21 protein-coding genes and 1 pseudogene are annotated in these 25,137 nt (G+C 62.5%); 15 read left to right on the forward strand and 7 right to left on the reverse strand.

The features are described 5' to 3' along the window. Nucleotides 1-54: 54 nt before the first annotated feature. The 3 genes from amn to PSH84_RS24740 all read right to left on the reverse strand — a co-directional run bounded on the left by amn (nt 55) and on the right by PSH84_RS24740 (nt 5,893). Nucleotides 55-1,554 (reverse strand): AMP nucleosidase, encoded by a 1,500-nt coding sequence (gene amn / locus PSH84_RS24730; RefSeq protein ID WP_305468605.1) that lies wholly within the window; start codon nt 1,552-1,554, stop codon nt 55-57. A 234-nt stretch (nt 1,555-1,788) separates the two neighbouring features. Continuing rightward, nucleotides 1,789-3,438, reverse strand: coding sequence for an acyl-CoA dehydrogenase family protein (locus PSH84_RS24735; RefSeq protein ID WP_122565064.1), 1,650 nt, complete (start codon nt 3,436-3,438; stop codon nt 1,789-1,791). A 70-nt stretch (nt 3,439-3,508) separates the two neighbouring features. Then, on the reverse strand, nt 3,509-5,893 hold the full coding sequence (locus tag PSH84_RS24740; RefSeq protein ID WP_122565063.1) for a hybrid sensor histidine kinase/response regulator: 2,385 nt from the start codon (nt 5,891-5,893) through the stop codon (nt 3,509-3,511). Between the two features lie 463 nt (nt 5,894-6,356). Here PSH84_RS24740 and PSH84_RS24745 point away from each other — a divergent pair, with 463 nt between their 5' ends. From PSH84_RS24745 to PSH84_RS24760, 4 genes are all read left to right on the forward strand, one after another. Next, complete coding sequence (locus PSH84_RS24745) at nt 6,357-7,154, forward strand: hydroxymethylpyrimidine/phosphomethylpyrimidine kinase (protein WP_024616125.1); 798 nt, start codon at nt 6,357-6,359, stop codon at nt 7,152-7,154. Nucleotides 7,155-7,171: 17 nt separating this feature from the next. Further along, nucleotides 7,172-7,798 carry a thiamine phosphate synthase gene (gene thiE, locus PSH84_RS24750; RefSeq protein ID WP_305468606.1) on the forward strand — a complete coding sequence of 209 codons (627 nt, stop codon included), beginning with the start codon at nt 7,172-7,174 and terminating at the stop codon, nt 7,796-7,798. A 28-nt stretch (nt 7,799-7,826) separates the two neighbouring features. Beyond that, nucleotides 7,827-9,110 carry a glutamate-1-semialdehyde 2,1-aminomutase gene (hemL, locus tag PSH84_RS24755; protein WP_122565061.1) on the forward strand — a complete coding sequence of 428 codons (1,284 nt, stop codon included), beginning with the start codon at nt 7,827-7,829 and terminating at the stop codon, nt 9,108-9,110. A 216-nt stretch (nt 9,111-9,326) separates the two neighbouring features. Continuing rightward, nucleotides 9,327-9,881 carry a tetratricopeptide repeat protein gene (locus PSH84_RS24760; RefSeq protein ID WP_053188388.1) on the forward strand — a complete coding sequence of 185 codons (555 nt, stop codon included), beginning with the start codon at nt 9,327-9,329 and terminating at the stop codon, nt 9,879-9,881. Nucleotides 9,882-10,023: 142 nt separating this feature from the next. Here the strand turns inward: PSH84_RS24760 and PSH84_RS24765 are convergent, their stop codons facing one another. Next, nucleotides 10,024-10,353: a DUF1820 family protein gene (locus PSH84_RS24765; RefSeq protein ID WP_003185742.1), complete on the reverse strand. Its 330-nt coding sequence runs from the start codon at nt 10,351-10,353 to the stop codon at nt 10,024-10,026. A gap of 133 nt (nt 10,354-10,486) precedes the next feature. Between PSH84_RS24765 and miaB the strand changes: the two genes are divergently transcribed. The 5 genes from miaB (at nt 10,487) to lnt (ending at nt 15,944) form a co-directional block, all read left to right on the forward strand. Then, nucleotides 10,487-11,815 carry a tRNA (N6-isopentenyl adenosine(37)-C2)-methylthiotransferase MiaB gene (miaB, locus tag PSH84_RS24770; RefSeq protein WP_163006684.1) on the forward strand — a complete coding sequence of 443 codons (1,329 nt, stop codon included), beginning with the start codon at nt 10,487-10,489 and terminating at the stop codon, nt 11,813-11,815. A 237-nt stretch (nt 11,816-12,052) separates the two neighbouring features. Then, nucleotides 12,053-13,063 (forward strand): PhoH family protein, encoded by a 1,011-nt coding sequence (locus tag PSH84_RS24775; protein WP_122565059.1) that lies wholly within the window; start codon nt 12,053-12,055, stop codon nt 13,061-13,063. Further along, nucleotides 13,056-13,514, forward strand: coding sequence for an rRNA maturation RNase YbeY (gene ybeY / locus PSH84_RS24780; RefSeq protein ID WP_122565058.1), 459 nt, complete (start codon nt 13,056-13,058; stop codon nt 13,512-13,514). Before PSH84_RS24775 ends, ybeY begins: the two co-directional genes overlap by 8 nt. A 39-nt stretch (nt 13,515-13,553) precedes the next feature. Continuing rightward, the gene (locus PSH84_RS24785; protein WP_003205870.1) at nt 13,554-14,393 is read left to right on the forward strand and encodes a CorC family transporter; all 840 of its coding nucleotides are present in this window, start codon (nt 13,554-13,556) and stop codon (nt 14,391-14,393) included. A 27-nt stretch (nt 14,394-14,420) separates the two neighbouring features. After that, entirely contained in the window at nt 14,421-15,944 is a 1,524-nt protein-coding gene (gene lnt / locus PSH84_RS24790) for an apolipoprotein N-acyltransferase (protein ID WP_305468607.1), read from the forward strand. A 90-nt stretch (nt 15,945-16,034) separates the two neighbouring features. Here lnt and PSH84_RS24795 read toward each other — a convergent pair whose 3' ends face one another. Together PSH84_RS24795 and PSH84_RS24800 are read right to left on the reverse strand one after the other, a co-directional pair. Then, nucleotides 16,035-16,796 carry a YdcF family protein gene (locus PSH84_RS24795; protein WP_305468608.1) on the reverse strand — a complete coding sequence of 254 codons (762 nt, stop codon included), beginning with the start codon at nt 16,794-16,796 and terminating at the stop codon, nt 16,035-16,037. 103 nt (nt 16,797-16,899) lie between these two features. Further along, nucleotides 16,900-17,220, reverse strand: coding sequence for a hypothetical protein (locus PSH84_RS24800; protein WP_122565055.1), 321 nt, complete (start codon nt 17,218-17,220; stop codon nt 16,900-16,902). Nucleotides 17,221-17,512: 292 nt separating this feature from the next. On the opposite strand from PSH84_RS24800, the gene leuS reads away from it, so the two are divergent. From leuS to PSH84_RS24825, 5 genes and pseudogenes are all read left to right on the forward strand, one after another. Then, a complete protein-coding gene (gene leuS, locus PSH84_RS24805) occupies nt 17,513-20,119 on the forward strand; it encodes a leucine--tRNA ligase (protein WP_305468609.1) in 2,607 nt (868 codons plus the stop codon). A 90-nt stretch (nt 20,120-20,209) separates the two neighbouring features. Further along, nucleotides 20,210-20,815, forward strand: coding sequence for an LPS-assembly lipoprotein LptE (locus PSH84_RS24810; RefSeq protein WP_305468610.1), 606 nt, complete (start codon nt 20,210-20,212; stop codon nt 20,813-20,815). Nucleotides 20,816-20,854: 39 nt separating this feature from the next. Further along, nucleotides 20,855-21,893 (forward strand): annotated as a pseudogene (gene holA / locus PSH84_RS24815) (DNA polymerase III subunit delta). Between the two features lie 247 nt (nt 21,894-22,140). Beyond that, a complete protein-coding gene (gene arfA / locus PSH84_RS24820) occupies nt 22,141-22,305 on the forward strand; it encodes an alternative ribosome rescue factor ArfA (RefSeq protein WP_122565051.1) in 165 nt (54 codons plus the stop codon). 72 nt (nt 22,306-22,377) lie between these two features. Further along, complete coding sequence (locus PSH84_RS24825) at nt 22,378-23,700, forward strand: lytic murein transglycosylase (RefSeq protein WP_305468611.1); 1,323 nt, start codon at nt 22,378-22,380, stop codon at nt 23,698-23,700. A 114-nt stretch (nt 23,701-23,814) separates the two neighbouring features. On the opposite strand, the gene PSH84_RS24830 is transcribed toward PSH84_RS24825, so the two are convergent. Next, nucleotides 23,815-24,753 carry a S66 peptidase family protein gene (locus tag PSH84_RS24830; RefSeq protein ID WP_305468612.1) on the reverse strand — a complete coding sequence of 313 codons (939 nt, stop codon included), beginning with the start codon at nt 24,751-24,753 and terminating at the stop codon, nt 23,815-23,817. A gap of 150 nt (nt 24,754-24,903) precedes the next feature. Between PSH84_RS24830 and PSH84_RS24835 the strand changes: the two genes are divergently transcribed. After that, complete coding sequence (locus PSH84_RS24835; RefSeq protein WP_256572709.1) at nt 24,904-25,029, forward strand: hypothetical protein; 126 nt, start codon at nt 24,904-24,906, stop codon at nt 25,027-25,029. Nucleotides 25,030-25,137: the final 108 nt, after the last annotated feature.

Here is a 25,137-nt window from a genome sequence, read left to right on the forward strand (position 1 = left end):
AACGGTCAGGGCCGACCATGCTAGTGGCCCGACCGTTAAATGACCACCATCCGATCAGCGGAACGGCGGCTCGTCGAAGCTGCGCAGCTTGCGCGAATGCAACGAGTTGAGTTCGGTGCGCAACAGGTCCAGCGCCGCGATGCCGATCTTCAAATGCTGGTTGACCGCTCGCTCATAGAACGCGTTAGCCGAACCCGGCAGCTTGATCTCGCTGTGCAGCGGTTTGTCCGAGACGCACAGCAGCGTGCCATAAGGCACCCGCAGACGATAACCCTGGGCGGCGATGGTGCCGCTTTCCATGTCCACCGCCACGGCGCGAGACAGGTTGATCAGCGGCCGCTCCTGGGCCCAGCGCAGTTCCCAGTTACGGTCGTCGTAGGTCAGCACGGTGCCGGTGCGCAGGCGTTTTTTCAGCTCGTCGCCCTTCTCGCCAGTGATGTTCGCCGCCGCCTGCTGCAGGGCCATCTGCACTTCGGCCAAGGCCGGAATCGGAATGTTCGGCGGTACCACCCGGTCCAGGATCCCGTCGCGGCGCATATAGGCGTGGGCCAGCACATAGTCGCCAATGGTCTGCGACTGCCGCAACCCGCCGCAGTGGCCGATCATCAGCCAGCAATGCGGGCGCAGCACGGCGAGGTGGTCGGTGATGTTCTTGGCGTTGGACGGGCCGACACCGATGTTCACCAGGGTCACGCCATGGCCGTCGTTGCTCTGCAGGTGATAGGCCGGCATCTGGTAGCGGTGCCAGACCACCCCGGCGGCGATGGCCGACGCTTCGCTGTGCTCCATGTTCTTGTCGATGATCACGTTGCCCGGCAGGACCATGCGTACAAAGCGCGGGTCGCTGCGCAGTTGCTCCAGGCCATGGACGATGAACTGGTCGACATAGCGGTGGTAGTTGGTCAGCAGGATCCACGGCTGCACATGGCGCCAGTCGCTGCCGGTGTAATGCACCAGCCGGCGCAGGGAAAAATCCACCCGCGCGGCGTCGAACAGCGCCAAGGGCAGCGGGTCGGTGTTTTCCCAGTCATAGAGGCCGTCGGCGATGCCATCGGTGGCGGCCGACAGGTCAGTGCTGGGGAATACCCGCGCCAGCACGGCGGCGGTCACACCGGAGCCGGCCAGTTCGTCGCCCTGCTCCACCACGTACGGGTACGGGATGTTCTGCTCGCTGACGCCCACTTCCACGGTGACGGTAAAGTCGTGCATCAACGGGACCAGCTGTTCCAGCAGGTATTTACGGAACGCGGCGGGATGGGTGACGGTGACGCTGTAGGTGCCGGGCAACTGGACCTTGGCGTAGGCCCGGGTGGTTTGCGGGACTTCGCCGTGGCAGTGATAGGTCAGGCGCAGGGCCGGATAACGAAACAATGCACGCTGCTCGGCATCCGGCTCGATGCGATCCTTGAGATAACGCATCAGCGCCTGGTTCAGCGCGGTGGTCGCACGCTCGTGCAGGGCCGCCAGACGATCCACGGCTTGTTCGGCGGTTTGAACGACAATAAACGCTTCGGTCACGATCAGCTTCCTGTGTTCTGACTTGCAGGCCTTCATCTTGCCTGCATCGTCGTCTGACGGGAACAGTGGCGTAGTGGACTCGCTCCCACACTTGATCTCAGTAGCCCCAGAATTGCCACCGCATATCCCCTGTGGGAGCGAGCTTGCTCGCGATAGCGGTGTGTCAGTCACCACAGATGTTGGATGGGCCGACGCCATCGCGAGCAAGCTCGCTCCCACAATGGACCTTCAGCGGCCCCTGGACTGCCATTCATCACAGGTGTGTGTTGTTTAAAAGCCGTGTGGGGTCGAGCGGGCGACGATGGCCTCTACATCCAAGCCCCGAGGCAGGGCACCGTACACCCGGCCGGTCGAACCCAGGCGACTGGCGATGAAGGCATCGCTGACCTCACTGTTGCCCGCTTCGAGCAACAGTTTGGCTTGCAAGCCAACGGCGATGTCTTCGGTCAATTGCCGGGCGCGGTACTGGATGTCGTCGGTGTCCTTGAACGCCGCGTGCAATTGATGGATGTGGCCGGCCAGGCGCTTGTCGCCGTGGCCGTCGCCCAATTCGCTGAACAAGACCTCCAGCACACCCGGCTCCTTGGACAAGGCGCGCAACACATCGAGGCATTGCACGTTGCCGGAGCCTTCCCACGTCGAGTTGACCGGCGCTTCGCGGTACAGGCGCGGCAGGATGCTGTCTTCGACGTAGCCGGCACCGCCCATGCATTCGGCAGCTTCGTTGATCATCGCGGGGGCGCGCTTGCAGATCCAGTACTTGCCCACCGCCGTCACCAGCCGGGCGAACTTGGCCTCGTGCTCATCGTTCAAGTGGTCCAGCGCCCGGCCCATGCGCAGGCTCAAGGCCAGGGCGGACTCGCTTTCCAGCGCCAGGTCAGCCAGGACGTTTTGCATCAGCGGCTGTTCGCTCAACAGCTTGCCGCCGACCTTGCGGTGCGCGCAGTGATGGCTGGCCTGGGTCAACGCCTGGCGCATCAAGGCGCTGGAGCCGACCATGCAATCGAAGCGGGTCATGGCCACCATCTCGATGATCGTCGGCACGCCTCGGCCTTCTTCACCGACCATCCAGGCCAGTGCGCCACGGAACTCGACTTCGCTGGAGGCGTTGGAACAGTTGCCCAGTTTGTTTTTCAAGCGCTGGATGTAGAACTGATTGCGCGTATCGTCGGGGCGATGGCGCGGCAGCAGGAAACAGGTCAGCCCCTTGTCGGTCTGGGCCAAGGTGAGGAAGGCGTCGCACATCGGTGCCGAACAGAACCATTTGTGCCCCACCAGCTCATAGGCCTGGCCCGGGCCGCTGGCGCCCACCGGATAGGCCTTGGTGGTGTTGGCCCGCACATCGGTGCCGCCCTGTTTTTCGGTCATTGCCATGCCCACGGTCACCCCGGGCTTGTGGGCCATGCCGACATTGCGCGGGTCGTACTCGGTGGCGAGCACCTTCGGCACCCAGCGCTCGGCCAGGTCCGGCTGCAAGCGCAGCGCTGGCACGCTGGCAAAAGTCATGGTCAACGGGCAACCAGTACCGGCTTCAGCCTGGCTGTGCAGGTAGGTCATCGAGGCACGGGCGACATGCGCACCGGGCTGTGGATGGGCCCAGGGCAAACTGGGCAGGCCATGCTCGACGGCGGCCCGCATCAACTGGTGATACGCGGGATGGAATTCCACCAGATCGATGCGATGACCGTAACGGTCATGACTGGAAAAAACCGGTTTGTTCTGGTTGGCCAGGAAGCCCGCTTCCATCAATGGCCCTCCGGCCAACGCCCCATACGCATCGATCCGCGCCTGCGCCCAGCCAGCCCCAAAGCGCTGCGACCACTGTTGCAGCGGCAGGTCGATGCGGTACAGGTTCGCGCCATCCAGGGATGGCGGCTGATTGGTGACGTCGTGGGTTTCAGCGAACTGGTGCAGGTTCATGACAGGGCTCCTCGATCGGCAGGGATTCAGTTAAGCACCGCCTCCAAGCCGAACAAAGTGTCATATGCGCCTAAATATCGGCGCTTTCACCCTGCCTGGGGCACAGCACCCGACGCTGGAGCGTCGCCTGCAAGGCCTCGAATTTCACCGGCTTGCTCAGGTAATCGATCAACGCGCCCGACGGGCAACACTCATGGCCCACGTTCGGGCTGACCACCAGCACCGGCAGCTCCTCGCAGCCGGACAACGATCGGATCTGGCAGCAGACCGACACACCGTCCAGCGGCGGCGCTTGGCAATCGAGCAGCACCGCATCAAAGCGCTCGCCGTGCAGCAGCTCCAGCGCGGCGCGGCCACTGTCGGCGGTGCGCACCCGATAACCCAGCTTGAGCAGCATGCCGCGCATGACCAACTGATCGATGTTGTTGTCATCCGCCAGCAGCACCGTGCAATCCTGGGGTTGGCGCGAACCTTGGCGGCCACCGAAGGCAAACGGCGTCGGGACCGCCGCCGGCAAGGCCACGTCAAACTCCACGTCCAACTGGAAACGGCTGCCGCGACCAGGCTCGGAGGTGTGGGTCAGGCGCCCGCCCAGCAGTTCCACCAATTGCCGGCAGATGGCCAGGCCCACACCGAGGCCGCCGTATTCGCGGGTCATCGAGCCGTCGAGTTGGAAGAAGCGCTGGTACAAGGTCGCTTCCCCCAAGTCGGTAAAACCGATTCCGGTGTCGATGACGGCAAAGGACAGCACCACCCGACCAAACTCCGTCGACCGGCCGCTGACTCGCAAGGCCAAGCCGCCCACCCGCGTGAACTTGATGGCGTTGTCCAGCAGGCATTCCAGGCTTTGGGCCAGTTTGCCGCTGTCGCCGAGCAACCGGTCCGTCAGGCCCGGGGCCACGTCGACCTTGAAATCCAGGCCCTTGGCCGCGGCATTGGCGCCGAACTGCACCTGCAGCGCATCGACCACCCCACGCAGACTGAACGGCGCGGGATAGACCTTGAGCTTGCCGGCCTGCAACTCGGTGAGGGTGAGGATGCCATTGACCATGCGCATCATGTCCCGCGCCGACCCGGCGGCGGTCTGCTGATACTGGGTCAGTTCCTCGTCCATCTCGACGGTTTCCATCAGCTCCAGGGAACCGATCACGCCATTCATCGGCGTGCGCAGTTCATGGGTCAGGGTGGCGAGGAATTCATCCTTGAGCTTGTTGCCGTGGGCCAGTTGCTGGTTGAGCACTTCGAGTTTCTGCCCGGCGTCCAACAGGGTCTGGGCCTGCTGTTCGCGCATGGCATTGATACGGTCGGCCAGGGCCAGGGACAACAGCGCCACTTCGATGGCCGAGCCGATCTGGCTGGCGTACATGGTCAGGAAGACGTTCGGCAGGTAACCCAACACCATCAAGGTATTGATGATGCCCCCCAGCAGAAACGCCGACCAGGCGATGATGAAATAACGCGCCACCCGCAGGCCACGCCACCAGGCGAACAGCCCGGCGGCAAAGATCGCCACCGTGAACACCAGCGCCAACGCCGTTGCCAGGCGCAGCGCCAGGGCATAACTGGTCATCAGCGACAGGCCGATGACCACGGCGCTGTAGCCGATCAGTGCCAGCAGCATGCGGTCCATCCAGCGGCCATGCTGGGCAGTTTGCAGGAAGCTGCGGGCGAACTGGCTGCCAAACAGGCCCGCGCAGCCAATGAAGAACGGCGTCGCGGCGTTGGCCCACCAGGGGTTGTCCGGCCAGAAGAACTCCACGGCGGCACCGTTGACCGACAACTGGTACAGGCCGAACGAGGCGATATAGAAGATGTAATAGAGGTAGCTGGTATCGCGCACGCTCAGGTAGATGAACAGGTTGTACACCAGCATCCCCAGCAGCACGCCATAGATGATACCCAGCACATACAGGCGCACCGGCTGTTGCTCGAGGTACGCGGTGCTCGACCACAGCGTCAACGGTGCCTGGATCGAACCCTGGCTTTGCAGACGCAGATAGACGGTCTGTTGTTGCTCGGGTTTGAACGCCAGGCTGAACAGATAGTTGTTCTGGCGGATCTCGCGGCTGGCGAACGGCAATGCATCACCGGTCTGGCGAACCAGGCGATAGGCCCCCGCCGCGTCGGGCAGGTACAAATCGAGGTGGTCCAATGGCGGGTAGGCCAATTCCAGCAGCCAGGTGCGCTGGGCGTCGGGATTGCCGGGACGATAGTGCAGGTCGATTTTCAACCAGAAGGCTGATCGTGAGTAACCAGCGTTCAGCGTGGCTTTGTCGTGGGGTTTGAAAGCGCCCGCCGCGGACTGGGCCAGGACCTCATCAAGCGTCGCCGTACCGCCCGCATCTTCGAACACTTGCAGGGCATGACCCAAGGGCAGGTTTTGGGTGAATTCATCGAATTCCAGGGCACTTGCCAGAGGGGGCAAGCACAGCAGTAACATCAGCAAATAGCGCATTGAAGCCCCAGCGTGGCCTGTCCGGTTGAGTCAGGAAGCCCCCCATTCCCTGAGTAGACGTAAAACCGGCATTACCTGTTATGTGTTGGATCCATCTCTAGCATAGCCGTTGATGGCCAATTTGCACCATCGAATTTTTTACCACAGAGGGCTCTAGAACGGGCGTTTCAGAGCAAAGCATTGAGATAGAGCTGTTGCTTTGGTCAGATTGAATAGCGCCTTGGAGCCGGACTCGACTGTTTGGACCTGGAACATGGTTTCTGTGGCGAGGGGATTTATCCCCGTTGGGGTGCGAAGCGCCCCCATTCAAGTTGTCTGACACACCGCAGTGTCAGGTTTAGGGCTGCTGCGCACCCCAGCGGGGATAAATCCCCTCGCCACAAAGAAATTCCCCCATCACATAAATTTTCCTCTGGCGCAGGTGCGCGCCGATCAAACAGGTTTGGTGGTAAGCTCGCGCACCATGAATATCTACAGCTCTCGCCCCGTTGTCCTTTGCCTCTCCGGCCACGATCCCAGTGGTGGCGCCGGTTTGCAGGCAGATATCGAAGCCCTGCTCGCCCAGGGTTGCCATGCCGCCCCCGCCGTTACCGCATTGACCGTGCAAGACACCGTCAACGTCAGCGATTTCCGCGTGCTCGATCGCGAGTGGGTGCTGGCGCAAGCCAATGCCGTGCTCAACGATGCCCAGGTGGCGGCGGTCAAGCTGGGAATGCTCGGCTCCCTGGAAATGGTCGACACGGTGGTCGAGCTGCTCCAGGCGCACCCGCACCTGCCGATGGTCTGCGACCCGGTGTTGCGTGCCGGCGGTGGCGGGCGCCTGGGCAAGGATGAGGTCGGCTACGCCATGCGCGAACGCCTGTTGCCCTTGGCAATCATCGCCACCCCCAACCTGCCTGAAGCACGCATCCTCGCCGAACTGCCCGAGGGCAGCGCCGACGAGTGCGCGGAAAAACTGCTGCCCTTCGTCAAACACCTGTTGATCACCGGTGGTCACGGCGACGAACATGAAGTCCATAATCGCCTGTACAGCCGCGACGGCCGCCGCGAAACCTTTACCTGCCAGCGCCTGCCTGGCAGCTACCACGGTTCCGGTTGCACCTTGGCCAGCGCCCTGGCCGGTCGGCTGGCCCAGGGCGAACAGCTCGCCAGCGCGGTCAAGACTGCGCTGGATTACACCTGGCGCACCTTGCGCGATGCCGAACAACTGGGCAAAGGCCAGTTCGTGCCGCGTCGCCTGCCGCTGGATTTCTGCTCGTAGCACCGGAGGCCTGTGGAATGAAATTACGTGGCCTTTACGCCATCACCGATAGCCAATTGCTGGCCGGTAAGTTCCTCGCTTATGTAGAAGCGGCGCTGGAAGGTGGCGTGACCCTGCTGCAATACCGCGACAAAAGCAACGACGAAGCCCGACGTCTGCGGGAAGCCGAAGCCCTGCGCAATCTGTGCGAACGCTACAAGACCCAGTTGATCATCAACGACGACGCCGAACTGGCCGCGCGCCTGGGCGTCGGTGTGCACCTGGGCCAGACCGATGGCCCACTGGCGCCGGTACGGGCACTGCTCGGGCACAAGGCGATCGTCGGCGCCACCTGCCACGCCAGCCTGGCACTGGCCGAACAGGCCGCCAGCGAAGGCGCCAGTTATGTCGCGTTCGGGCGCTTCTTCAACTCCAACACCAAGCCTGGCGCCCCCAGCGCACACCTTGAACTGCTCGAACAGGCGCACGTCAAACTGCATATCCCTGTCTGCGCCATCGGCGGCATCACCCTGGAGAACGCCGCCCCGTTGGTGGCCCACGGGGCCGACCTGCTGGCGGTGGTCCACGGCCTGTTCGGCGCCGACAGCAGTGCTGAAGTGACGCGCCGCGCCCGCGCCTTCAATGCGCTGCTACAGATCAAATAGTCCATTTTCCGTTTTCGAGAGCCCAACCATGTCCCGTTCCGAAACCCTGTTTGCCAGTGCCCAGAAACACATCCCCGGCGGCGTGAACTCGCCCGTTCGCGCGTTCAAGAGCGTTGGCGGCACTCCGTTGTTCTTCAAGCACGCCGAAGGCGCGTACGTCACCGACGAAGACGACAAGCGTTATGTGGACTACGTCGGCTCCTGGGGCCCGATGATCCTCGGCCACAGCCACCCGGACGTGCTGGATGCGGTGCGCAAGCAATTGGTCCATGGCCTGTCCTACGGCGCGCCGACCGCGATGGAAACCGAGATGGCCGACCTGGTCTGCTCGATCGTGCCATCGATGGAAATGGTGCGCATGGTCAGCTCCGGCACCGAGGCGACCATGAGCGCGATCCGCCTGGCGCGGGGCTACACCGGTCGCGACAGCATCATCAAGTTCGAAGGCTGCTACCACGGCCACTCCGACAGCCTGCTGGTCAAGGCCGGCTCCGGCGCCCTGACCCAGGGCGTGCCGAGTTCGGCCGGCGTACCGGCGGCATTCGCCAAACACACCCTGACCCTGCCGTTCAACGACCTCGAAGAAGTCGAGAAGATGCTCGGCGAAGTCGGCCAGGAAGTGGCCTGCATCATCGTCGAGCCAGTGGCCGGCAACATGAACTGCGTGCCGCCGGCGCCGGGTTTCCTCGAAGGCCTGCGCAGCCTGTGCGACCAGCATGGCGTGGTGTTGATTTTCGATGAAGTGATGACCGGCTTCCGCGTGGCCCTCGGCGGCGCCCAGGCCCATTACGGCGTCACCCCGGACCTGAGCACCTTCGGCAAGATCATCGGCGGCGGCATGCCGGTGGGCTGCTTCGGCGGCAAGCGCGAGATCATGGAATGCATCGCGCCGCTGGGCCCGGTCTACCAGGCCGGCACGCTGTCGGGCAACCCGCTGGCCATGGCCGCCGGCCTGACCACCCTGCGCCTGATCAGCCGCCCGGGCTTCCACGCCGAACTGACCGACTACACCACCCGCCTGCTCGACGGCCTGCAGATTCGTGCCGATGCGGCCGGCATCCCCTTCGTGACCACCCAGGCAGGCGGCATGTTCGGCCTGTATTTCAGTGGCGCCGATGACATCGTCACCTTCGAAGACGTCATGGCCAGCGATGCCGATCGGTTCAAGCGCTTCTTCCACCTGATGCTCGACGGCGGCGTGTACCTGGCCCCGAGTGCGTTCGAAGCCGGCTTCACCTCCATCGCCCATGGCGAGACCGAGCTGAAGATCACCCTCGATGCAGCCGAGCGGGCCTTCGCGGCGCTGAAATAAGCCTGTGGATAACTGACGCTGGCTGAAGCTGGCGTCAGTGATTGCTGACAACCCCCCGCCCTTTTCCTACGTATTTATGCCTGAAGCTGCTATTAGCATCCCCGCGCAGCAGAAAAACGAGTAAAGACTTTGTAAGGATGGCCCCGCTTATTTCATAATGCGCGCTTATTGGATCCCCCGAGGGTCCGCGCGCCCCTCAGAGGTAAGTCGATTCCCATGAACCGCACCGGCCGCACCCTTGCCTTGGGCTGCCTGTTGCTCCTTCAGCCGCTGCTGGCGAATGCACAGGCAGGCGGTAACTCGTTGTTGATCCCGGCGCTGGGCCGTTGCACGCTCAACACCCAGCCACAAGATCTCGCACCGGCACTCGACGCCTGTCAAAAAGCGGCGGACGCAGGTGATGCACAAGCGCAATACGAGTTGGGCGAGTTCTACTACGAAGGCAAGGCTGCACCGCGCGACCTCAAGCAGGCCCTCAACTACTTCGAAAAAGCTTCGCTGCAAGGCCATGCCCAGGCGCAATTCAAGCTCGGCGGCATGTTCTTCCATGGCGAAGGTGTGCCGGCCAACAACGTCCAGGCCTACATCGTCTTGAAGATGGCCGCGGTCAACGGCGCCGAAGAAGCCCTGGACACCGCCGACGAAGTCGCCGAACAGATGCCCCGCGACGAGCTGGAAGTGGCGACCCAGGTGCTGGGCCAGATCTTTCGCAAATACCTGATGGAATTGCAGAACGCCGACGGGCGTACGCCCTTCTCGCCGCTGCCCTGAATGATTGCCCAGGCCTTGAAGGCCTCATCGCGAGCAAGCTCGCTCCCACACTGGATCGCTGGTGTACACAAATCTTGTGTTCACAGAGAACCCACTGTGGGAGCGAGCTTGCTCGCGATTAGGGGCAACTCGGTCCTGAGCCCTACTTCTCAGGCATCGGCATCGGAAACGGCATCACATTACCGACCGCGCCGCGGGCTTCGCTGATTTTCGGCGTGCCCAGGCGTTCGACTTCGTCGATGCGCACGATCGAATGCATCGGCACAAAACTGCGCACCACGCCTTCGAACTGCGCCTTGAGCTTTTCTTCGCTCGGATCGACGACCACTTGCGTGCGCTCGCCAAAGACGAACTCTTCCACTTCCAGGAAGCCCCACAGATCACTTTGATAGATCTGCTTGGCGTACATTTCGAACACCTGGCCCTGGTTGAGGAAAATCACCTTGTAGATTGGAGCTTCACGTTTGGTCATGGCTGGCGAAACACATCGGCGGGTAAAAATGAGGGCGCGAACTATAGCATAGCCACTGCTCGCGCAGCGGTAGGAACCGGGGGACTTGTTCCCTATAATGCGCGGTTCTTTGAATCACGTGATGAACCCGTCCATGGCCAAGAAGCTTTACATCGAAACCCACGGTTGCCAGATGAACGAGTACGACAGCTCGCGCATGGTCGATCTGCTGGGTGAACACCAGGCCCTGGAAGTCACCGCCCGTGCCGAAGACGCGGACGTGATCCTGCTCAACACCTGCTCGATTCGCGAACGCGCCCAGGACCGCGTGTATTCCCAGCTCGGCCGCTGGCGCGAACTGAAGCTCGCCAACCCGGAGATGGTCATCGCCGTGGGCGGTTGCGTGGCCAGCCAGGAAGGCGCAGCCATTCGTGATCGCGCCCCGTACGTGGACGTGGTCTTCGGCCCGCAGACCTTGCACCGTCTGCCCGAGATGATCGACGCCGCACGTGCGACCAAGCTGCCGCAAGTGGACGTCTCGTTCCCGGAAATCGAAAAATTCGACCACCTGCCCGAGCCGCGCATCGATGGCCCGAGCGCCTATGTGTCAGTGATGGAAGGTTGCAGCAAATACTGCACGTTCTGCGTGGTGCCCTATACCCGCGGCGAAGAAGTCAGCCGGCCGTTCGATGACGTGATCGCCGAGATCATCCACCTGGCGGAAAACGGCGTGCGCGAAGTGACCCTGTTGGGGCAGAACGTCAACGGCTATCGCGGCCTGACCCATGACGGTCGCCTGGCGGACCTCGCCGAGCTGATCCGCGTCGTGGCGGCGGTGGACGGCATCGACCGCATCCGCTACACCACGTCCCATCCGCTGGAGTTCTCCGACAGCCTGATCCAGGCCCACGCCGAGGTCCCCGAGCTGGTCAAGCACCTGCACCTGCCGGTGCAATCGGGCTCCGACCGGATCCTCGCGGCCATGAAGCGCAACCACACGGCGCTGGAGTACAAATCCAAGCTGCGCAAGTTGCGGGCGGCAGTGCCGGGCATCTGCATCAGCTCGGACTTTATCGTCGGTTTCCCCGGAGAAACCGAGAAAGACTTCCAGCAGACCATGAAGCTGATCGAAGACGTGGGCTTCGACTTTTCCTATTCCTTCGTCTACAGCCAGCGTCCTGGAACACCGGCGGCCGACCTGGCGGACGACACCCCGGAAGAACTGAAAAAAGAACGGCTCAACGCCTTGCAACATCGCCTCAACCAGCAAGGTTTCGAGATCAGCCGACAGATGGTCGGCTCCGTCCAGCGGATTCTGGTGACCGATTATTCGAAAAAAGACCCCGGCGAGTTGCAAGGGCGCACCGAAAACAACCGCATCGTCAATTTCCGTTGCGACACCCCGGCCCTGATCGGCCAGTTCGCCGACGTGCACATCGACGCCGCGCAACCGCACTCCCTGCGGGGCTCGCTGGTCCAGTGACCTGCTAAAAACACTATTTTCTGTGGAAGCAAGACCTGTGGGAGCAAGGCTTGCCCGCGATAGAAGCACCGCAATCTCACTGAAGACCGCGGCGCCTTGATCGCGGGCAAGCCTTGCTCCCACCATGGGGCGTGCCAACCCTGTGATCAGATTCGCCTGTTTAAGAGCTTTCGCACCCAGCCTACTGGCGTTATCCTTGATTTCACCTTAATTGCCCCTGGGCGGCTAAAAACGACCTTGAACGCACCCATCGAACCACATCGCTTTATTCTCGAGCCCTTTGAGGCTCGCCGCTTCGCCAATCTGTGCGGGCAATTCGACGAGCACCTGCGCTTGATCGAACAGCGCCTGGCCATCGAGATCCGCAACCGCGGAAACCAGTTCGAACTGATCGGCGAACCCAAGCACACGACCTCCGCGGAAAATCTGCTGCGCCGTCTCTACCGGGAAACCAAGGGGAGCGAGCTGTCGCCGGATACGGTCCACCTGTTCCTGCAGGAATCGGCTGTCGAAGAACTCGACAACCACGCCCCGTCGGAACCAGCCGTGGCCCTGCGCACGAAAAAAGGCATGATTCGCCCGCGCGGCTTGAATCAGCAGCGCTACGTGAAGGAAATCCTGGGCAACGACATCAACTTCGGCATCGGCCCGGCCGGTACCGGCAAGACCTACCTGGCCGTGGCCTGCGCGGTGGATGCGCTGGAACGCGAACAGGTACGCCGTATCCTGCTGGTGCGACCGGCGGTCGAAGCGGGTGAAAAACTCGGCTTCCTGCCCGGCGACCTGGCCCAGAAGATCGACCCGTACCTGCGCCCGCTCTATGACGCGTTGTATGAAATGCTCGGCTTCGAATACGTCGCCAAGCTGATCGAGCGCCAGGTCATCGAAGTCGCGCCGCTGGCCTACATGCGCGGTCGGACCCTGAACAACAGCTTCATCATCCTCGACGAAAGCCAGAACACCACGGTCGAGCAGATGAAAATGTTCCTGACCCGGATCGGCTTCGGCTCCACCGCCGTCATCACTGGCGACATCACCCAGGTCGACTTGCCCAAGGGCACCAAGTCCGGGCTGAACCATGTGATTCAGGTGCTCAAGGACGTGCCGGGCATCAGCTTCACGCACTTCATGCCCAAGGACGTCGTGCGCCATCCGTTGGTGCAACGCATTGTCGAGGCCTATGAGCGTTTCGAGAATCGCGTCGATGAAGACTCGGTCGAAAGCAAAGGCAATCGCCACAATGCTTGAACTCGACCTGCAAGTGGCCTGCGAACACGCCGCCCCCAGCGAAGCCCAGTTCCGCCAATGGTGCGAACTGGCCCTGCGCCAGCGCAGCGCCGACTCGGAGCTGACGATCCGCCTGGTGGACGAGCCCGAAGGTCGTGAGCTGAACCACACCTGGCGGCAGAAGGACTACGCCACCAACGTGCTGTCGTTCCCCGCCGACGTTCCCGACGACCTGCTCGACATCCCGCTGCTGGGCGACCTGGTGATCTGCGTCCCGGTGGTGGAACGTGAAGCGGCGGAACAAGACAAGACCCCTGAGGCCCACTGGGCCCATCTGGTGATTCACGGCTGCTTGCATCTACTGGGTTACGACCATATAGAAGATGACGAAGCCGAAGAAATGGAAGCACTGGAACGAACGTTGCTTGCAGAGCTGGGTCATCCCGACCCCTACGCCGGCGACGAACACTGATACATCAACTGTAACGACAAAGGATTCAGAGTAATCGCTATGAGCGAAGATCGATCGAGCAACGGGCAGAAGTCATGGCTGGGCAAGCTCACCCAGGCTTTTGCCCATGAGCCGAAAAACCGCCAGGAGCTGCTGGAGCTGCTGCGCGATGCACACCAGAACAAACTGCTGGACAGCGAAGCGCTGGCCATCGTCGAAGGCGCCATCCAGGTCGCTGACCTGCAAGTACGCGACATCATGGTCCCGCGCTCGCAAATGGTCAGCATCAAGGCGACCCAGACCCCGCGTGAATTCCTGCCCGCCGTGGTCGACTCCGCTCACTCGCGTTACCCGGTCGTTGGCGAGAGCCATGACGATGTCATGGGCGTGCTGTTGGCCAAGGACCTGCTGCCGTTGATCCTTCAGGAGAACGGCGACAGCTTCAACATCAAGGACCTGCTGCGCCCGGCCACCTTCGTGCCCGAGTCCAAGCGCCTGAACGTGCTGCTGCGTGAATTCCGCGCCAACCACAACCACATGGCCATCGTCATCGACGAATACGGTGGCGTGGCCGGCCTGGTCACCATCGAAGACGTGCTCGAGCAGATCGTCGGCGACATCGAGGACGAGCACGACGTCGAGGAAGACAGCTACATCAAGCCGCTGCCCAGCGGTGACTTCCTGATCAAGGCCCTGACGCCGATCGAGAACTTCAACGAATTCTTCGACAGCCAATTCTCCGACGATGAGTTCGACACCGTCGGCGGCCTGGTGATGAGTGCTTTCGGGCACCTGCCCAAGCGCAACGAAACCACGGAAATCGGCTCCTGGCGCTTCCGCATCCTCAATGCCGACAGCCGCCGGATCCACCTGCTGCGCCTGTCACCCATTGGCCGATAACCCCTGCGAGACCCGCTAAGGACATACATGCGCTGGATAACCCGCCCCGGCTGGCCCGGTAACCTGCTGGCCGTGGCGGCCGGTGCGATCACCACCCTGGCCCTGGCGCCGTTCGATATCTGGCCGCTGGCATTGCTGGCGGTCGGCTTGTTCTATGCCGGGTTGCGCGAGCTCTCGCCACGCCAGGCCCTGGGCCGTGGCTGGTGTTTCGGTTTTGGCCTGTTTGGCGCCGGCACCAGTTGGATCTACGTCAGCATCCATAACTTCGGCGGCGCCTCGGTGCTGCTCGCCGGGTTGTTGATGCTGTTGTTCATCGCCGCCATCGCCTGGTTCTTCGCCCTGCCCGCCTGGCTGTGGGCGCGCTGGTTGCGGCGCAACGAGGCGCCACTGGCCGATGCCCTGGCGTTCGCCGCGCTGTGGTTGGGCCAGGAAGCGTTTCGCGGCTGGTTCCTCACCGGGTTCCCATGGCTGTATTCCGGTTACAGTCAGCTCGACGGCCCCCTGGCCGGCCTTGCGCCGTTGGGCGGGATGTGGCTGATCTCCTTCACCCTGGCCCTGACCGCCGCGCTGCTATACAACGCGCCGCGGTTGATCCGCACCGGGCGCAGAGGCTTTATTGCCGCCGGCGTGCTGCTGTTGATCGGTCCATGGGTGGCCGGCGTGGTTCTCAAGGGCCACGCCTGGACCAGCCCTTCGGGCGACCCGCTGAGCGTCGCGGCGATCCAGGGCAACATCGAACAAAGCATGAAGTGGGACCCCGAGCAGCTCAACGCGCAGTTGGCGCTGTACCGCGACATGAGCTTCGCCTCCAAGCGCGTCGACCTGCTGATCTGGCCGGAAACCGCGGTGCCGGTGCTCAAGGAGTCCGCCCAGGGCTACCTGGACATGATGGGCAGCTTCGCCGCCGAGCGGCATTCGGCGCTGATTACCGGCGTGCCGATTCGGCAACTGGTGCATCACGAGAAGCGTTATTACAACGGCATCACCGTGACCGGCGAAGGTGACGGTACTTACTTGAAGCAAAAACTCGTGCCGTTCGGCGAGTACGTACCGCTACAGGACATCCTGCGCGGCCTGATCGCCTTCTTCGACCTGCCCATGTCGGACTTCGCCCGGGGCCCGGCCGACCAGCCGTTGCTGCAAGCCAAGGGTTACCAGATCGCCCCGTTCATCTGCTATGAAGTGGTCTACCCGGAATTTGCCGCCAGCCTGTCGGCGCGCAGCGACCTGCTGCTGACCATCAGCAACGACACCTGGTTCGGCACCTCGATCGGCCCGCTGCAACACCTGCAAATGGCCCAGATGCGTGCCCTGGAAGCCGGCCGCTGGATGATCCGCGCCACCAACAACGGCGTGACCGGCCTGATCAACCCCTTCGGCCAGATCACCGCACAGATCCCGCAATTCGAACGCGGCATCCTCTACGGCGAAGTGGTGCCGATGCACGACCTGACGCCGTACCTGCAATGGCGCTCGTGGCCGCTGATCATCTTGTGCGTGTTGCTGCTGGGCTGGGCGTTGATGACAAGTCGGATAGCCAGGACCGTTTAGGGTTTTCGGCAATCCTCTGTGGCGAGGGGATAAATCCCCTCGCCACAGATAAATGCCTGCCACAGATAAGCACTCCCACCAGAGCCCTGCTCAGCGATAGAACAACCAATACCCCATCAACCCCACCGCCTCATTCATCAGCTGCCCGGATTGCCAGATCGCCTTGAACTCCGGCATCCAGCCGCCCAGTGGCCGGGCGTTGTCCTGCCCCAGGAAACCAACAGGCGCCGGTACCACCTCAAACCCCGAGTGCTCGAAACTCCAGACTGCCCGTGGCATGTGCCAGGCCTGGGTGACCACCACGACTCGCTTGATGCCTTCCGGCAGCAGGATCTCGGCGCTCATCTGGGCGTTTTCCCAGGTCGTACGGCTACGCGCCTCTTGCCAGCGCACCTCGACGCCGAAATCCTCGCGCATCGAGTCGGCCATCAGTTGGGCCTCGCTGGGCGGGGTGCCGTAGTGCAAGCCGCCGGTGGTCAGCACGGGCAAGCCCGAAGCCTTGGCCAATCGCGCCGCATAACGCTGACGCTCCAGCCCCACACCGGTGGGCTGGTCGGCGCCCCAGGCCGGGTCGCCGCGTTCGCGACCGGAACCCAGCACCACGATGGCGTCGGCACGCTGGGCCAGGGTCGCCCATTCATTGCGCAGCAGCGGCGGTTCACGCTCCAAGGCCTTGGCGCTCCACTGCACCACCACCGGCAGGCTCATCAACCAGAAGCCGCCCAGGCCCACGGCGAAACACAGGCGGGCCAGGCGTGGCCGTGAATGGCGCCACCACCAGGCAAGCGCCAACGACAACAAAAGAATGCCGGGCGGCAATAAGAGTTGTTTGATGAAATAGCGAAACGGCATCGGGCATCTCCATAGATGCCCGAAGCCTAGGTGGGTTGACGCAAAGCGACAACAGATTCGAAAAAACCTTGAATCAAAAAAAGCGACACGCGTGAATCCGGCGTTACTTGAACTGCAGTGACCGGACCTTTACAGCATCCTTGTCAGGCGTCCGGTCCTTGAGCCATACAACCTTGGCCGAACGGGGCGCATCGAGACGCTTGAGTACCTGGGCCCCACTGGTGGGGGTTTGATGTCCGACCTGTTCGAGATAAGCCTTGACCAGTTCGAACTCCGCGGGGCTCAAGCCTCGCAGTTCCAGCTCTGCCGGACGTTCATCACGCAAGCGACCGGCGGTTCTTGCAGCGTCCAGGGCCACCCCGAGACGATCGATCAGTTTTTCATACAACTCAGGTGTAGCGACTTTTCGTTGTGATTCAACCATCCCTCACCTCATTGAAGATAAGACTCACTCCCCATTGAGAAGCTTAGCTTCGCTGGGCAAACCGGCAGGGCGCCGCGACCAACGGCCCTGAATACGGGTCCTCGCCAGCCGCTGTCGATGGCCAGCACGCAATCAGGGTTTCCCTCGGTAGAGCGCGGTCATGTATGCTACGGCGCTTCCTGTAACTCCACTTCCAGCTTGCCTGGGCATCGAAAACGCCGCATTCGGCGTCGTCTGCGTCCAGCATGGCCACGAAGAGGATTGGGCCACCCCATTCAGTACAAAAGTAGCCATGCACGAACACTACCAGCCCCGTGAAATCGAAGCCGCCGCCCAGTCGTTCTGGGACGAGCAAAAGTCCTTTGAAGTCAGTGAACAGCCAGGCAAGGAGACTTACTACTGCCTGTCGATGTTCCCTTACCCCAGCGGCAAGCTACACATGGGGCACGTGCGCAACTATACGATCGGCGACGTGATCTCCCGCTACCAGCGCATGCAAGGCAAGAACGTCCTGCAACCCATGGGTTGGGACGCCTTCGGCATGCCAGCGGAAAACGCCGCGATGAAGAACAACGTGGCCCCCGCCAAGTGGACCTACGAAAACATCGCCTACATGAAGACCCAACTGCGCAGCCTGGGCCTGGCGGTGGACTGGTCCCGCGAAGTGACCACCTGCAAGCCCGACTACTACCGCTGGGAACAATGGCTGTTCACCCGCCTGTTCGAAAAAGGCGTGATCTACCGCAAGAACGGCACCGTGAACTGGGACCCGGTGGACCAGACCGTACTGGCCAACGAGCAAGTGATCGACGGTCGCGGCTGGCGCTCCGGCGCGCTGATCGAAAAGCGCGAGATCCCGATGTACTACTTCAAGATCACCGCCTACGCGGATGAACTCCTGGAGAGTCTCGACGAGCTGACCGGCTGGCCCGAGCAGGTCAAGACCATGCAGCGCAACTGGATCGGCAAGTCCCGGGGCATGGAAGTGCAATTCCCCTACGACGTCGCCTCCATTGGCGAAGCCGGCACTCTGAAAGTCTTCACCACCCGCCCGGACACGCTGATGGGCGCCACCTATGTGGCGGTGGCCGCAGAACATCCGCTGGCGACCCTGGCCGCCCGCAACAACCCTGAGCTGCAGGCGTTCATCGCCGAATGCAAGGGCGGCAGCGTCGCCGAAGCCGACGTCGCCACTCAAGAGAAGAAAGGCCTGCCGACGTCGTTGTTCGTCGAGCACCCACTCACCGGCGAGAAGCTGCCGGTGTGGGTCGCCAACTACGTGCTGATGCACTACGGCGACGGCGCGGTCATGGCCGTGCCGGCCCACGACGAACGTGATTTCGAATTCGCTCACAAGTACAACCTGCCGGTCAAACCGGTCGTGCGCACCAGCGCCGGCGACCAGACACCGGCACCTTGGCAGGACGCCTATGGCGAACACGGCGAACTGATCAACTCCGGCGCGTTCAACGGCCTGGATTTCGTCGGTGCCTTCGATGCCATCGAAGTCGCCCTGATCAAGAAGAACCTCGGTGCCTCGCGCACCCAGTTCCGCCTGCGGGACTGGGGCATCAGCCGCCAGCGCTACTGGGGCTGCCCGATCCCGATCGTGCATTGCGACACCTGCGGTGACGTACCGGTGCCGGAAGATCAACTGCCGGTGGTCCTGCCGGAAGACGTCGTACCGGACGGCGCTGGTTCGCCCCTGGCACGCATGCCCGAGTTCTACGAGTGCAACTGCCCGAAATGCGGCGCACCGGCCAAGCGTGAAACCGACACCATGGACACCTTCGTCGAGTCCTCCTGGTACTACGCCCGCTACGCCTCGCCGCACTATGAAGGCGGCCTGGTGGAAAAATCCGCGGCCGACCACTGGTTGCCGGTGGACCAGTACATCGGCGGCATCGAACACGCGATTCTCCACCTGCTCTACGCACGCTTCTTCCACAAGCTGATGCGTGACGAAGGCCTGGTGAGCTCCAACGAGCCGTTCAAGAACCTGCTGACCCAAGGCATGGTGATCGCCGAGACTTACTATCGTCGCGAAGCCAACGGTGCCTACACCTGGTTCAACCCGAGCGACGTTGAACTCGAACGCGACAGCAAGGCCAAGGTCATCAGCGCCAAGCTGATCGCCGACGGCCTGCCGGTGGAAATCGGCGGCACCGAGAAAATGGCCAAGTCGAAGAACAACGGCGTCGACCCACAATCGATGATCGACCAGTTCGGTGCGGACACCTGCCGTCTGTTCATGATGTTCGCCTCGCCGCCTGACATGAGCGCGGAATGGTCCGACTCGGGTGTCGAAGGCTCGCACCGCTTCCTCAAGCGCGTCTGGCGCCTGGCCCAATCCCACGTCAGCCAGGGCCTGCCGGGCAAACTGGACGTTGCTGGCCTGAATGACGAGCAGAAAGCCGTTCGTCGCTCGATCCACCTGGCCATCAAGCAGGCCAGCCATGACGTCGGCCAGAACCACAAATTCAACACTGCCATCGCCCAGGTGATGACGCTGATGAACGTGCTGGAAAAAGCCGCGCAAGGCACCGAGCAGGATCGCGCACTGATTCACGAAGGCCTGGAGGCCGTGACGCTGCTGCTGGCGCCGATCACCCCGCACATCAGCCACGAGCTGTGGAATCAACTGGGTCACACCGATCCAGTGATTGACGCACGCTGGCCGGTGGTGGACGAAGCAGCTCTGGTGCAGGACAGCCTGACCCTGGTCATCCAGGTCAACGGCAAGCTGCGCGGCCAGATCGAGATGCCAGCCGCCGCCACGCGTGAAGAAGTCGAAGCCGCCGCGCGGGCCAATGAAAACGTGCTGCGCTTTGTCGATGGCCTGACGATCCGCAAAGTGATCGTCGTGCCCGGCAAGCTGGTCAACATCGTCGCAAGCTAATTGGATCGGGCGCCTGGCTCAAGCCTGGCGCCGAATACAACCTGCGGGGTCGCATGGTCGACCCCCATAGGGTTCAAGGGGAGCAACAAGATGATCAAACGTAATCTGCTGGTAGTGGGCCTGGCGGTCCTGTTGAGCGCCTGCGGCTTCCAACTGCGCGGCACCGGCACCACCGAGCTGGCGATCAAGGAACTGGACCTCAGCGCACGGGACGCCTATGGCGACACCGTCAAGATGCTGCGCGAGACCCTGGAGAACAGTGGTGTCAAGATCTACAGCGGTGCGCCGTACAAGCTGGTGCTGGCCAGAGAACAACAAAGCCAGCGCAGCCTGAGCTATGCCGGTGCCGGCCGTTCGGCCGAGTACGAACTGAACAACGTGCTGAGCTATGAGATCCGCGGCCAGAACGACCTGATGCTGTTGGACGACAAACTGCAGGTGCAGAAGGTCTACCTGCACGATGGCAACAACATCACCGGCTCCGACCAGGAGTCCATCGAAGTGCGCGGCGAAATGCGTCGTGAACTCGTACAGCGCATGATGCTGCGCCTGCAACAGCTGAGCCCGGCCCAACTGGAGCAGCTGCAACAGACCGCCGACGCCAAGGCCAAGGCCGAAGCCGAAGCGCTGGAAGCAGCACGCAAGGCTGAGGCGGAAACCCCGCAACAGTCGCCAATGCAGATCCCGGCTGAATAAGCCTTGCGGGGCACTCCGGCGCCCCGCTCGCTTTCTCTTATGAAGCTCGCTCCCGCTCAACTCGGCAAACACCTGCAAGGCGCCCTCGCGCCGGTCTACATCATCAGTGGCGATGACCCGCTGCTGTGCCAGGAAGCCGCCGACGCCATCCGCGCCGCCGCTCGCCAGCAAGGCTTCGACGAACGCCAGGTCTTCGCCGCCGACGCCAGTTTCGACTGGGGCACGCTGCTGCAGGCCGGGGCGAGCATGTCGTTGTTCGCTGAAAAACGCCTGCTGGAACTGCGTTTGCCGTCTGGCAAGCCCGGGGACAAGGGCGCCGCCGCGCTGATCGAGTATTGCTCACGCCCGGCCGAGGACACGGTGCTGCTCATCAGCTTGCCGAAACTCGACGGCAGCGCGCAGAAGACCAAATGGGGCAAGGCCTTGGTCGAAGGCCCGCAGACCCAGTTCGTGCAGATCTGGCCGGTGGATGTCAGCCAGTTGCCCAGCTGGATCCGCCAACGCCTGTCCCAGGCTGGCCTCTCGGCCAGCCAGGACGCGGTGGAGCTGATTGCCGCCCGGGTCGAAGGCAACCTGTTGGCCGCCGCCCAGGAAATCGAAAAGCTCAAGTTGATGGCCGAGGGCGGGCAGATCACCGTGGAAACGGTGCAGGCCGCCGTGGCCGACAGTGCGCGCTTCGATGTCTTCGGGCTGACCGATGCGATCCTCAACGGTGAAGCCGCCCATGCCTTGCGCATGCTCGAAGGCCTGCGAGGCGAAGGGGTCGAGCCGCCAGTGATCCTCTGGGCCCCTGGCCCGGGAATTGCGCCTGCTGGCCAACCTGTCCCTGCAATACAGCCAGGGCGTACCGCTGGACAAAGCCTTCAGCCAGGCCCGCCCGCCCGTCTGGGACAAGCGCAAACCGCTGATGAGCAAGGCCCTGCAACGCTACTCCGCACCACGCTGGGCGCAACTGCTGCTCGAGGCCCAGCGCATCGATGCGCAGATCAAGGGCCAGGCCGCCGGCTCGCCGTGGATGAGCCTCAGTCGGTTGTCGCTGTTGATGGCTGGGCAGCGGTTGGCGTTACCTGCCGAATAAGCACGCACTGAAGGCTGTTCTGCGGCGAAGACATCTCTGTGGGAGCAAGGCTTGCCCGCGATGAAAGCAGCGCGGTGTCTCTGAAACCGAGGTGTCTGTATCGCGAGCAAGCTTTGCTCCCACCTATCGGCACCACAAGTCGTGTGTTCGTCTGAATGACATTTCCTACGCAATGCAGGGACTGGACAACCCCCCAACTCTGTCCCATGATTTGCCCCGCAAAAACCACCCTACGAGAGATCCCATCATGAGCAAAAAGCCATCCAAGCATGGCCCGAACAAGGCCAAGTCCATCGTCGCCCAACCCCTGTTCCGCAGCCGCCAGGAACGACCCACCAAGGGCAAGGGCAGCTACCGCCGCGAAGCCTTCCAGTCTGACAACTGGGAGGCTTCTTGCTTTCTGGCCGCTTGAAACACTCGGACAAGCCCTACGCCCCTTTCGCATGTTAAGGTCAGCACCTGAATTGTATTTCTGGACCCGTGCATGCCCTTCTGTCTTTCCCATCGTTGGCCACTGCGCCAAATGATTGTTGCCGCAAGCGTTGTCCTGCTTGTCGCCTGCGCCGAAAAACCTACCGCCGCCGACGCCCAACCGCTCCAGACTGTTCCCACCGTGACCGCTCCGGCCATCGTGCCGCCTGTGGTGCCCACCGGTGACGACCTGTTCATTGCGCCCACCCAGACCTTCGCGCAATGGCAGGCCGGGTTTCGCAAGGAGGCCCTGGCCGCCGGGATCCGCGCCGATTTGTTCGACCGTGCGTTTATCGGTGTCAGCCCGGACATGAGCGTGATCAAGGCCGACCGCAGCCAGCCGGAATTCACCCGCCCCGTGTGGGAATACCTCGATGGCGCGCTGTCGCCACTGCGGGTCAACAAGGGCAAGAGCCTGATCCAGCAGAACGCCCAGGTTCTGCAAAACATCGAGCAGCGTTATGGCGTCGATCGCGAAGCGCTAGTGGCGGTGTGGGGCATGGAGAGCAACTTCGGTCAGTTCCAGGGCAGCAAGTCGGTGATCAACTCCCTGGCGACCCTGGCCTACGAAGGTCGGCGCCCGGGCTTTGCTCATGCGCAATTGATCGCCGCGCTGCAGATCCTGCAACAAGGCGATATCACGCCGGAAAAAATGCTCGGCTCCTGGGCCGGCGCCATGGGCCAGACCCAGTTCATCCCCACCACCTACAACACCCATGCGGTGGATTTCGACGGCGACGGCCGCCGCGACATCTGGGGCAGCTCCACCGATGCCCTGGCCTCGACCGCGCATTACCTGCAAAGCTCCGGCTGGCAACGTGGCCAGCCGTGGGGGGTCGAGGTCTCGCTCAACGAGGGCTTCGACTACACGCTGGCCGATGGCACTATCCGCAAGCCCGTCTCTGAATGGATGCGGCTAGGCGTCGCGGAATATGGCGGCTTGCCAATCGCCCCCGAGGACAAGCAGCTCTCGGCGTCCCTGCTCTTGCCGGCCGGCCATCGCGGCCCGGCGTTCCTGATCTTTGATAACTTCCGCGCGATCCTCAAGTACAACAACTCGTCGTCCTATGCCTTGGCGGTCGGGCTTTTGTCAAAGCGCTTTACCGATGGCGGGCTGGTCTACGGCCAATGGCCCAAGGAAGACCTGCCCCTGAGCCGTAGCGAACGCATCGAACTGCAAACCCTGCTGGGCAAGCATAACTACGACGCGGGCAACCCCGACGGCATCATCGGCGCCAACACCCGCAAGGCCATCCGCGGCGCCCAGCAATCGTTCGGCTGGCCGGCGGACGGGTATCCGACGCATCAGTTGCTGGAGGCGTTGCGTAGCCGCTGAATTGCCGTATGGCGGCTACCGCGATATCGCGAGCAAGCTCGCTCCCACAGGGGTTCTCGGTCAACCTGTGGGAGCGAGCTTGCTCGCGATGACTGATTCGCAGGCGCTACATGACTAGCGACTGACCACCACATCCTGCTCCAACACCAACCGCTTCTCCCCCGCATCCAGCGTCACCAACGCCCCCATGGGTAAGGTCAGGTTCGGATCGCAATGCCCACTGCGCCAGCCGGACACCACCGGAATACGCAACGGTTCGAAGGTCTGCTTGAGCAAGCGGTTCAACGCCTCGACATCAACTCCCGCTACATCCCCCACCAACACGCCACGCAACTTGTGCAACGTGCCGGCCAACCGAAGCTGAGTCAGCAGTCGGTCGATGCGATACAGCGGCTCGTTGACGTCTTCGATGAACAGGATCACCCCTTCAGCGTCGATCTGATAAGGCGTGCCCATGGTCGCGGCAATCATCGACAGGTTGCCGCCCAGCAGACGTCCGTGGGCGATGCCTGGCTCGACGGTGGTCAATGGGTAGGCGGCGGGGTGGTTCAGCGCGCTGCCGGCTTTCAGCTGCCCACGCAGCAGGCTAAAAAACGAGGTGACGGTTGGGGGTTCCTTGTCGCCCAGCAGATCGGCGTTGAGCAGCGGCCCGTGGAAGGTCACGAAGCCTGCGTAGCGGCTGATGGCCAGGTGCAGGGCGGTGATGTCGCTGTAGCCTACGAATGGTTTGGGGTTGCGGCGTAGGAGGTCGAAGTCGATGCGATCGAGGAGCCTTGGTGTGCCGTAGCCGCCGCGTAGGCAGATGATGGCTTTGATTTCTGGGTCGGCGAAGGCGGCGTGGAGGTCGTTGAGGCGTATTTCGTCGCTGCCGGCCAGGTAGTTGTCCTTTTCGTAGACGCCGGGGAATATTCGCAGCTCATGGCCCCTTGCGTGCATCCATTGGATGGCTTTTTCCGTGTCCAGGGGGGCGGGGCCGGCGGGGGCGATCACTCCGATCATGCCTTCTTGAGGGAGTGCTGGGACGGGGTGATGGGGGGTTAAGGTGTGGGCCATGGGGTTCCCGGCTTTTTGATCGTGTGTATATCCGTTTTTTGTGTAACGGCCACTTAGGGTTCCGCTCTTACAGCGGGTCACTTTTGGAAGAGCGCCAAAAGTAACCAAAAACGCTTTGCCCCACCACTCGGTGCCTCGCTTAGGCTCGGCATGCCCGAACGCAGGCATTGCTCCGTGGGCCGCCGCGAAGGGCCATCCATGGCCCAGCGCGGCTATCCCGGCATCCATGCCGGGATGCCCACTGCGCAATGCCTGCGTTCGGCCAGCGTGGTTTAACGGGGCGTCCAGATCAAGATCAAGATCCAAAGCAAGCAAAGCAAAGCAAGAGCGGGGCATGTTCAGCACTTATGCGGCTGCACTATCGCCATCGCGAGCAAGCTCGCT

The sequence above is a fragment of the Pseudomonas beijingensis genome (assembly GCF_030687295.1).
GTDB classification, from domain to species: domain Bacteria; phylum Pseudomonadota; class Gammaproteobacteria; order Pseudomonadales; family Pseudomonadaceae; genus Aquipseudomonas; species Aquipseudomonas beijingensis.

Excerpts from the sequence above, each read along its gene's own strand:
- amn (WP_305468605.1), bottom strand. The coding sequence starts at position 1,554 with ATGAAGGCCTGCAAGTCAGAACACAGGAAGCTGATCGTGACCGAAGCG.
- PSH84_RS24735 (WP_122565064.1), bottom strand. The coding sequence starts at position 3,438 with ATGAACCTGCACCAGTTCGCTGAAACCCACGACGTCACCAATCAGCCG.
- PSH84_RS24740 (WP_122565063.1), bottom strand. The coding sequence starts at position 5,893 with ATGCGCTATTTGCTGATGTTACTGCTGTGCTTGCCCCCTCTGGCAAGT.
- PSH84_RS24745 (WP_024616125.1), top strand. The coding sequence starts at position 6,357 with ATGAATATCTACAGCTCTCGCCCCGTTGTCCTTTGCCTCTCCGGCCAC.
- thiE (WP_305468606.1), top strand. The coding sequence starts at position 7,172 with ATGAAATTACGTGGCCTTTACGCCATCACCGATAGCCAATTGCTGGCC.
- hemL (WP_122565061.1), top strand. The coding sequence starts at position 7,827 with ATGTCCCGTTCCGAAACCCTGTTTGCCAGTGCCCAGAAACACATCCCC.
- PSH84_RS24760 (WP_053188388.1), top strand. The coding sequence starts at position 9,327 with ATGAACCGCACCGGCCGCACCCTTGCCTTGGGCTGCCTGTTGCTCCTT.
- PSH84_RS24765 (WP_003185742.1), bottom strand. The coding sequence starts at position 10,353 with ATGACCAAACGTGAAGCTCCAATCTACAAGGTGATTTTCCTCAACCAG.
- miaB (WP_163006684.1), top strand. The coding sequence starts at position 10,487 with ATGGCCAAGAAGCTTTACATCGAAACCCACGGTTGCCAGATGAACGAG.
- ybeY (WP_122565058.1), top strand. The coding sequence starts at position 13,056 with ATGCTTGAACTCGACCTGCAAGTGGCCTGCGAACACGCCGCCCCCAGC.
- PSH84_RS24785 (WP_003205870.1), top strand. The coding sequence starts at position 13,554 with ATGAGCGAAGATCGATCGAGCAACGGGCAGAAGTCATGGCTGGGCAAG.
- lnt (WP_305468607.1), top strand. The coding sequence starts at position 14,421 with ATGCGCTGGATAACCCGCCCCGGCTGGCCCGGTAACCTGCTGGCCGTG.
- PSH84_RS24795 (WP_305468608.1), bottom strand. The coding sequence starts at position 16,796 with ATGCCGTTTCGCTATTTCATCAAACAACTCTTATTGCCGCCCGGCATT.
- PSH84_RS24800 (WP_122565055.1), bottom strand. The coding sequence starts at position 17,220 with ATGGTTGAATCACAACGAAAAGTCGCTACACCTGAGTTGTATGAAAAA.
- leuS (WP_305468609.1), top strand. The coding sequence starts at position 17,513 with ATGCACGAACACTACCAGCCCCGTGAAATCGAAGCCGCCGCCCAGTCG.
- PSH84_RS24810 (WP_305468610.1), top strand. The coding sequence starts at position 20,210 with ATGATCAAACGTAATCTGCTGGTAGTGGGCCTGGCGGTCCTGTTGAGC.
- arfA (WP_122565051.1), top strand. The coding sequence starts at position 22,141 with ATGAGCAAAAAGCCATCCAAGCATGGCCCGAACAAGGCCAAGTCCATC.
- PSH84_RS24825 (WP_305468611.1), top strand. The coding sequence starts at position 22,378 with ATGCCCTTCTGTCTTTCCCATCGTTGGCCACTGCGCCAAATGATTGTT.
- PSH84_RS24830 (WP_305468612.1), bottom strand. The coding sequence starts at position 24,753 with ATGGCCCACACCTTAACCCCCCATCACCCCGTCCCAGCACTCCCTCAA.
- PSH84_RS24835 (WP_256572709.1), top strand. The coding sequence starts at position 24,904 with ATGCCCGAACGCAGGCATTGCTCCGTGGGCCGCCGCGAAGGGCCATCC.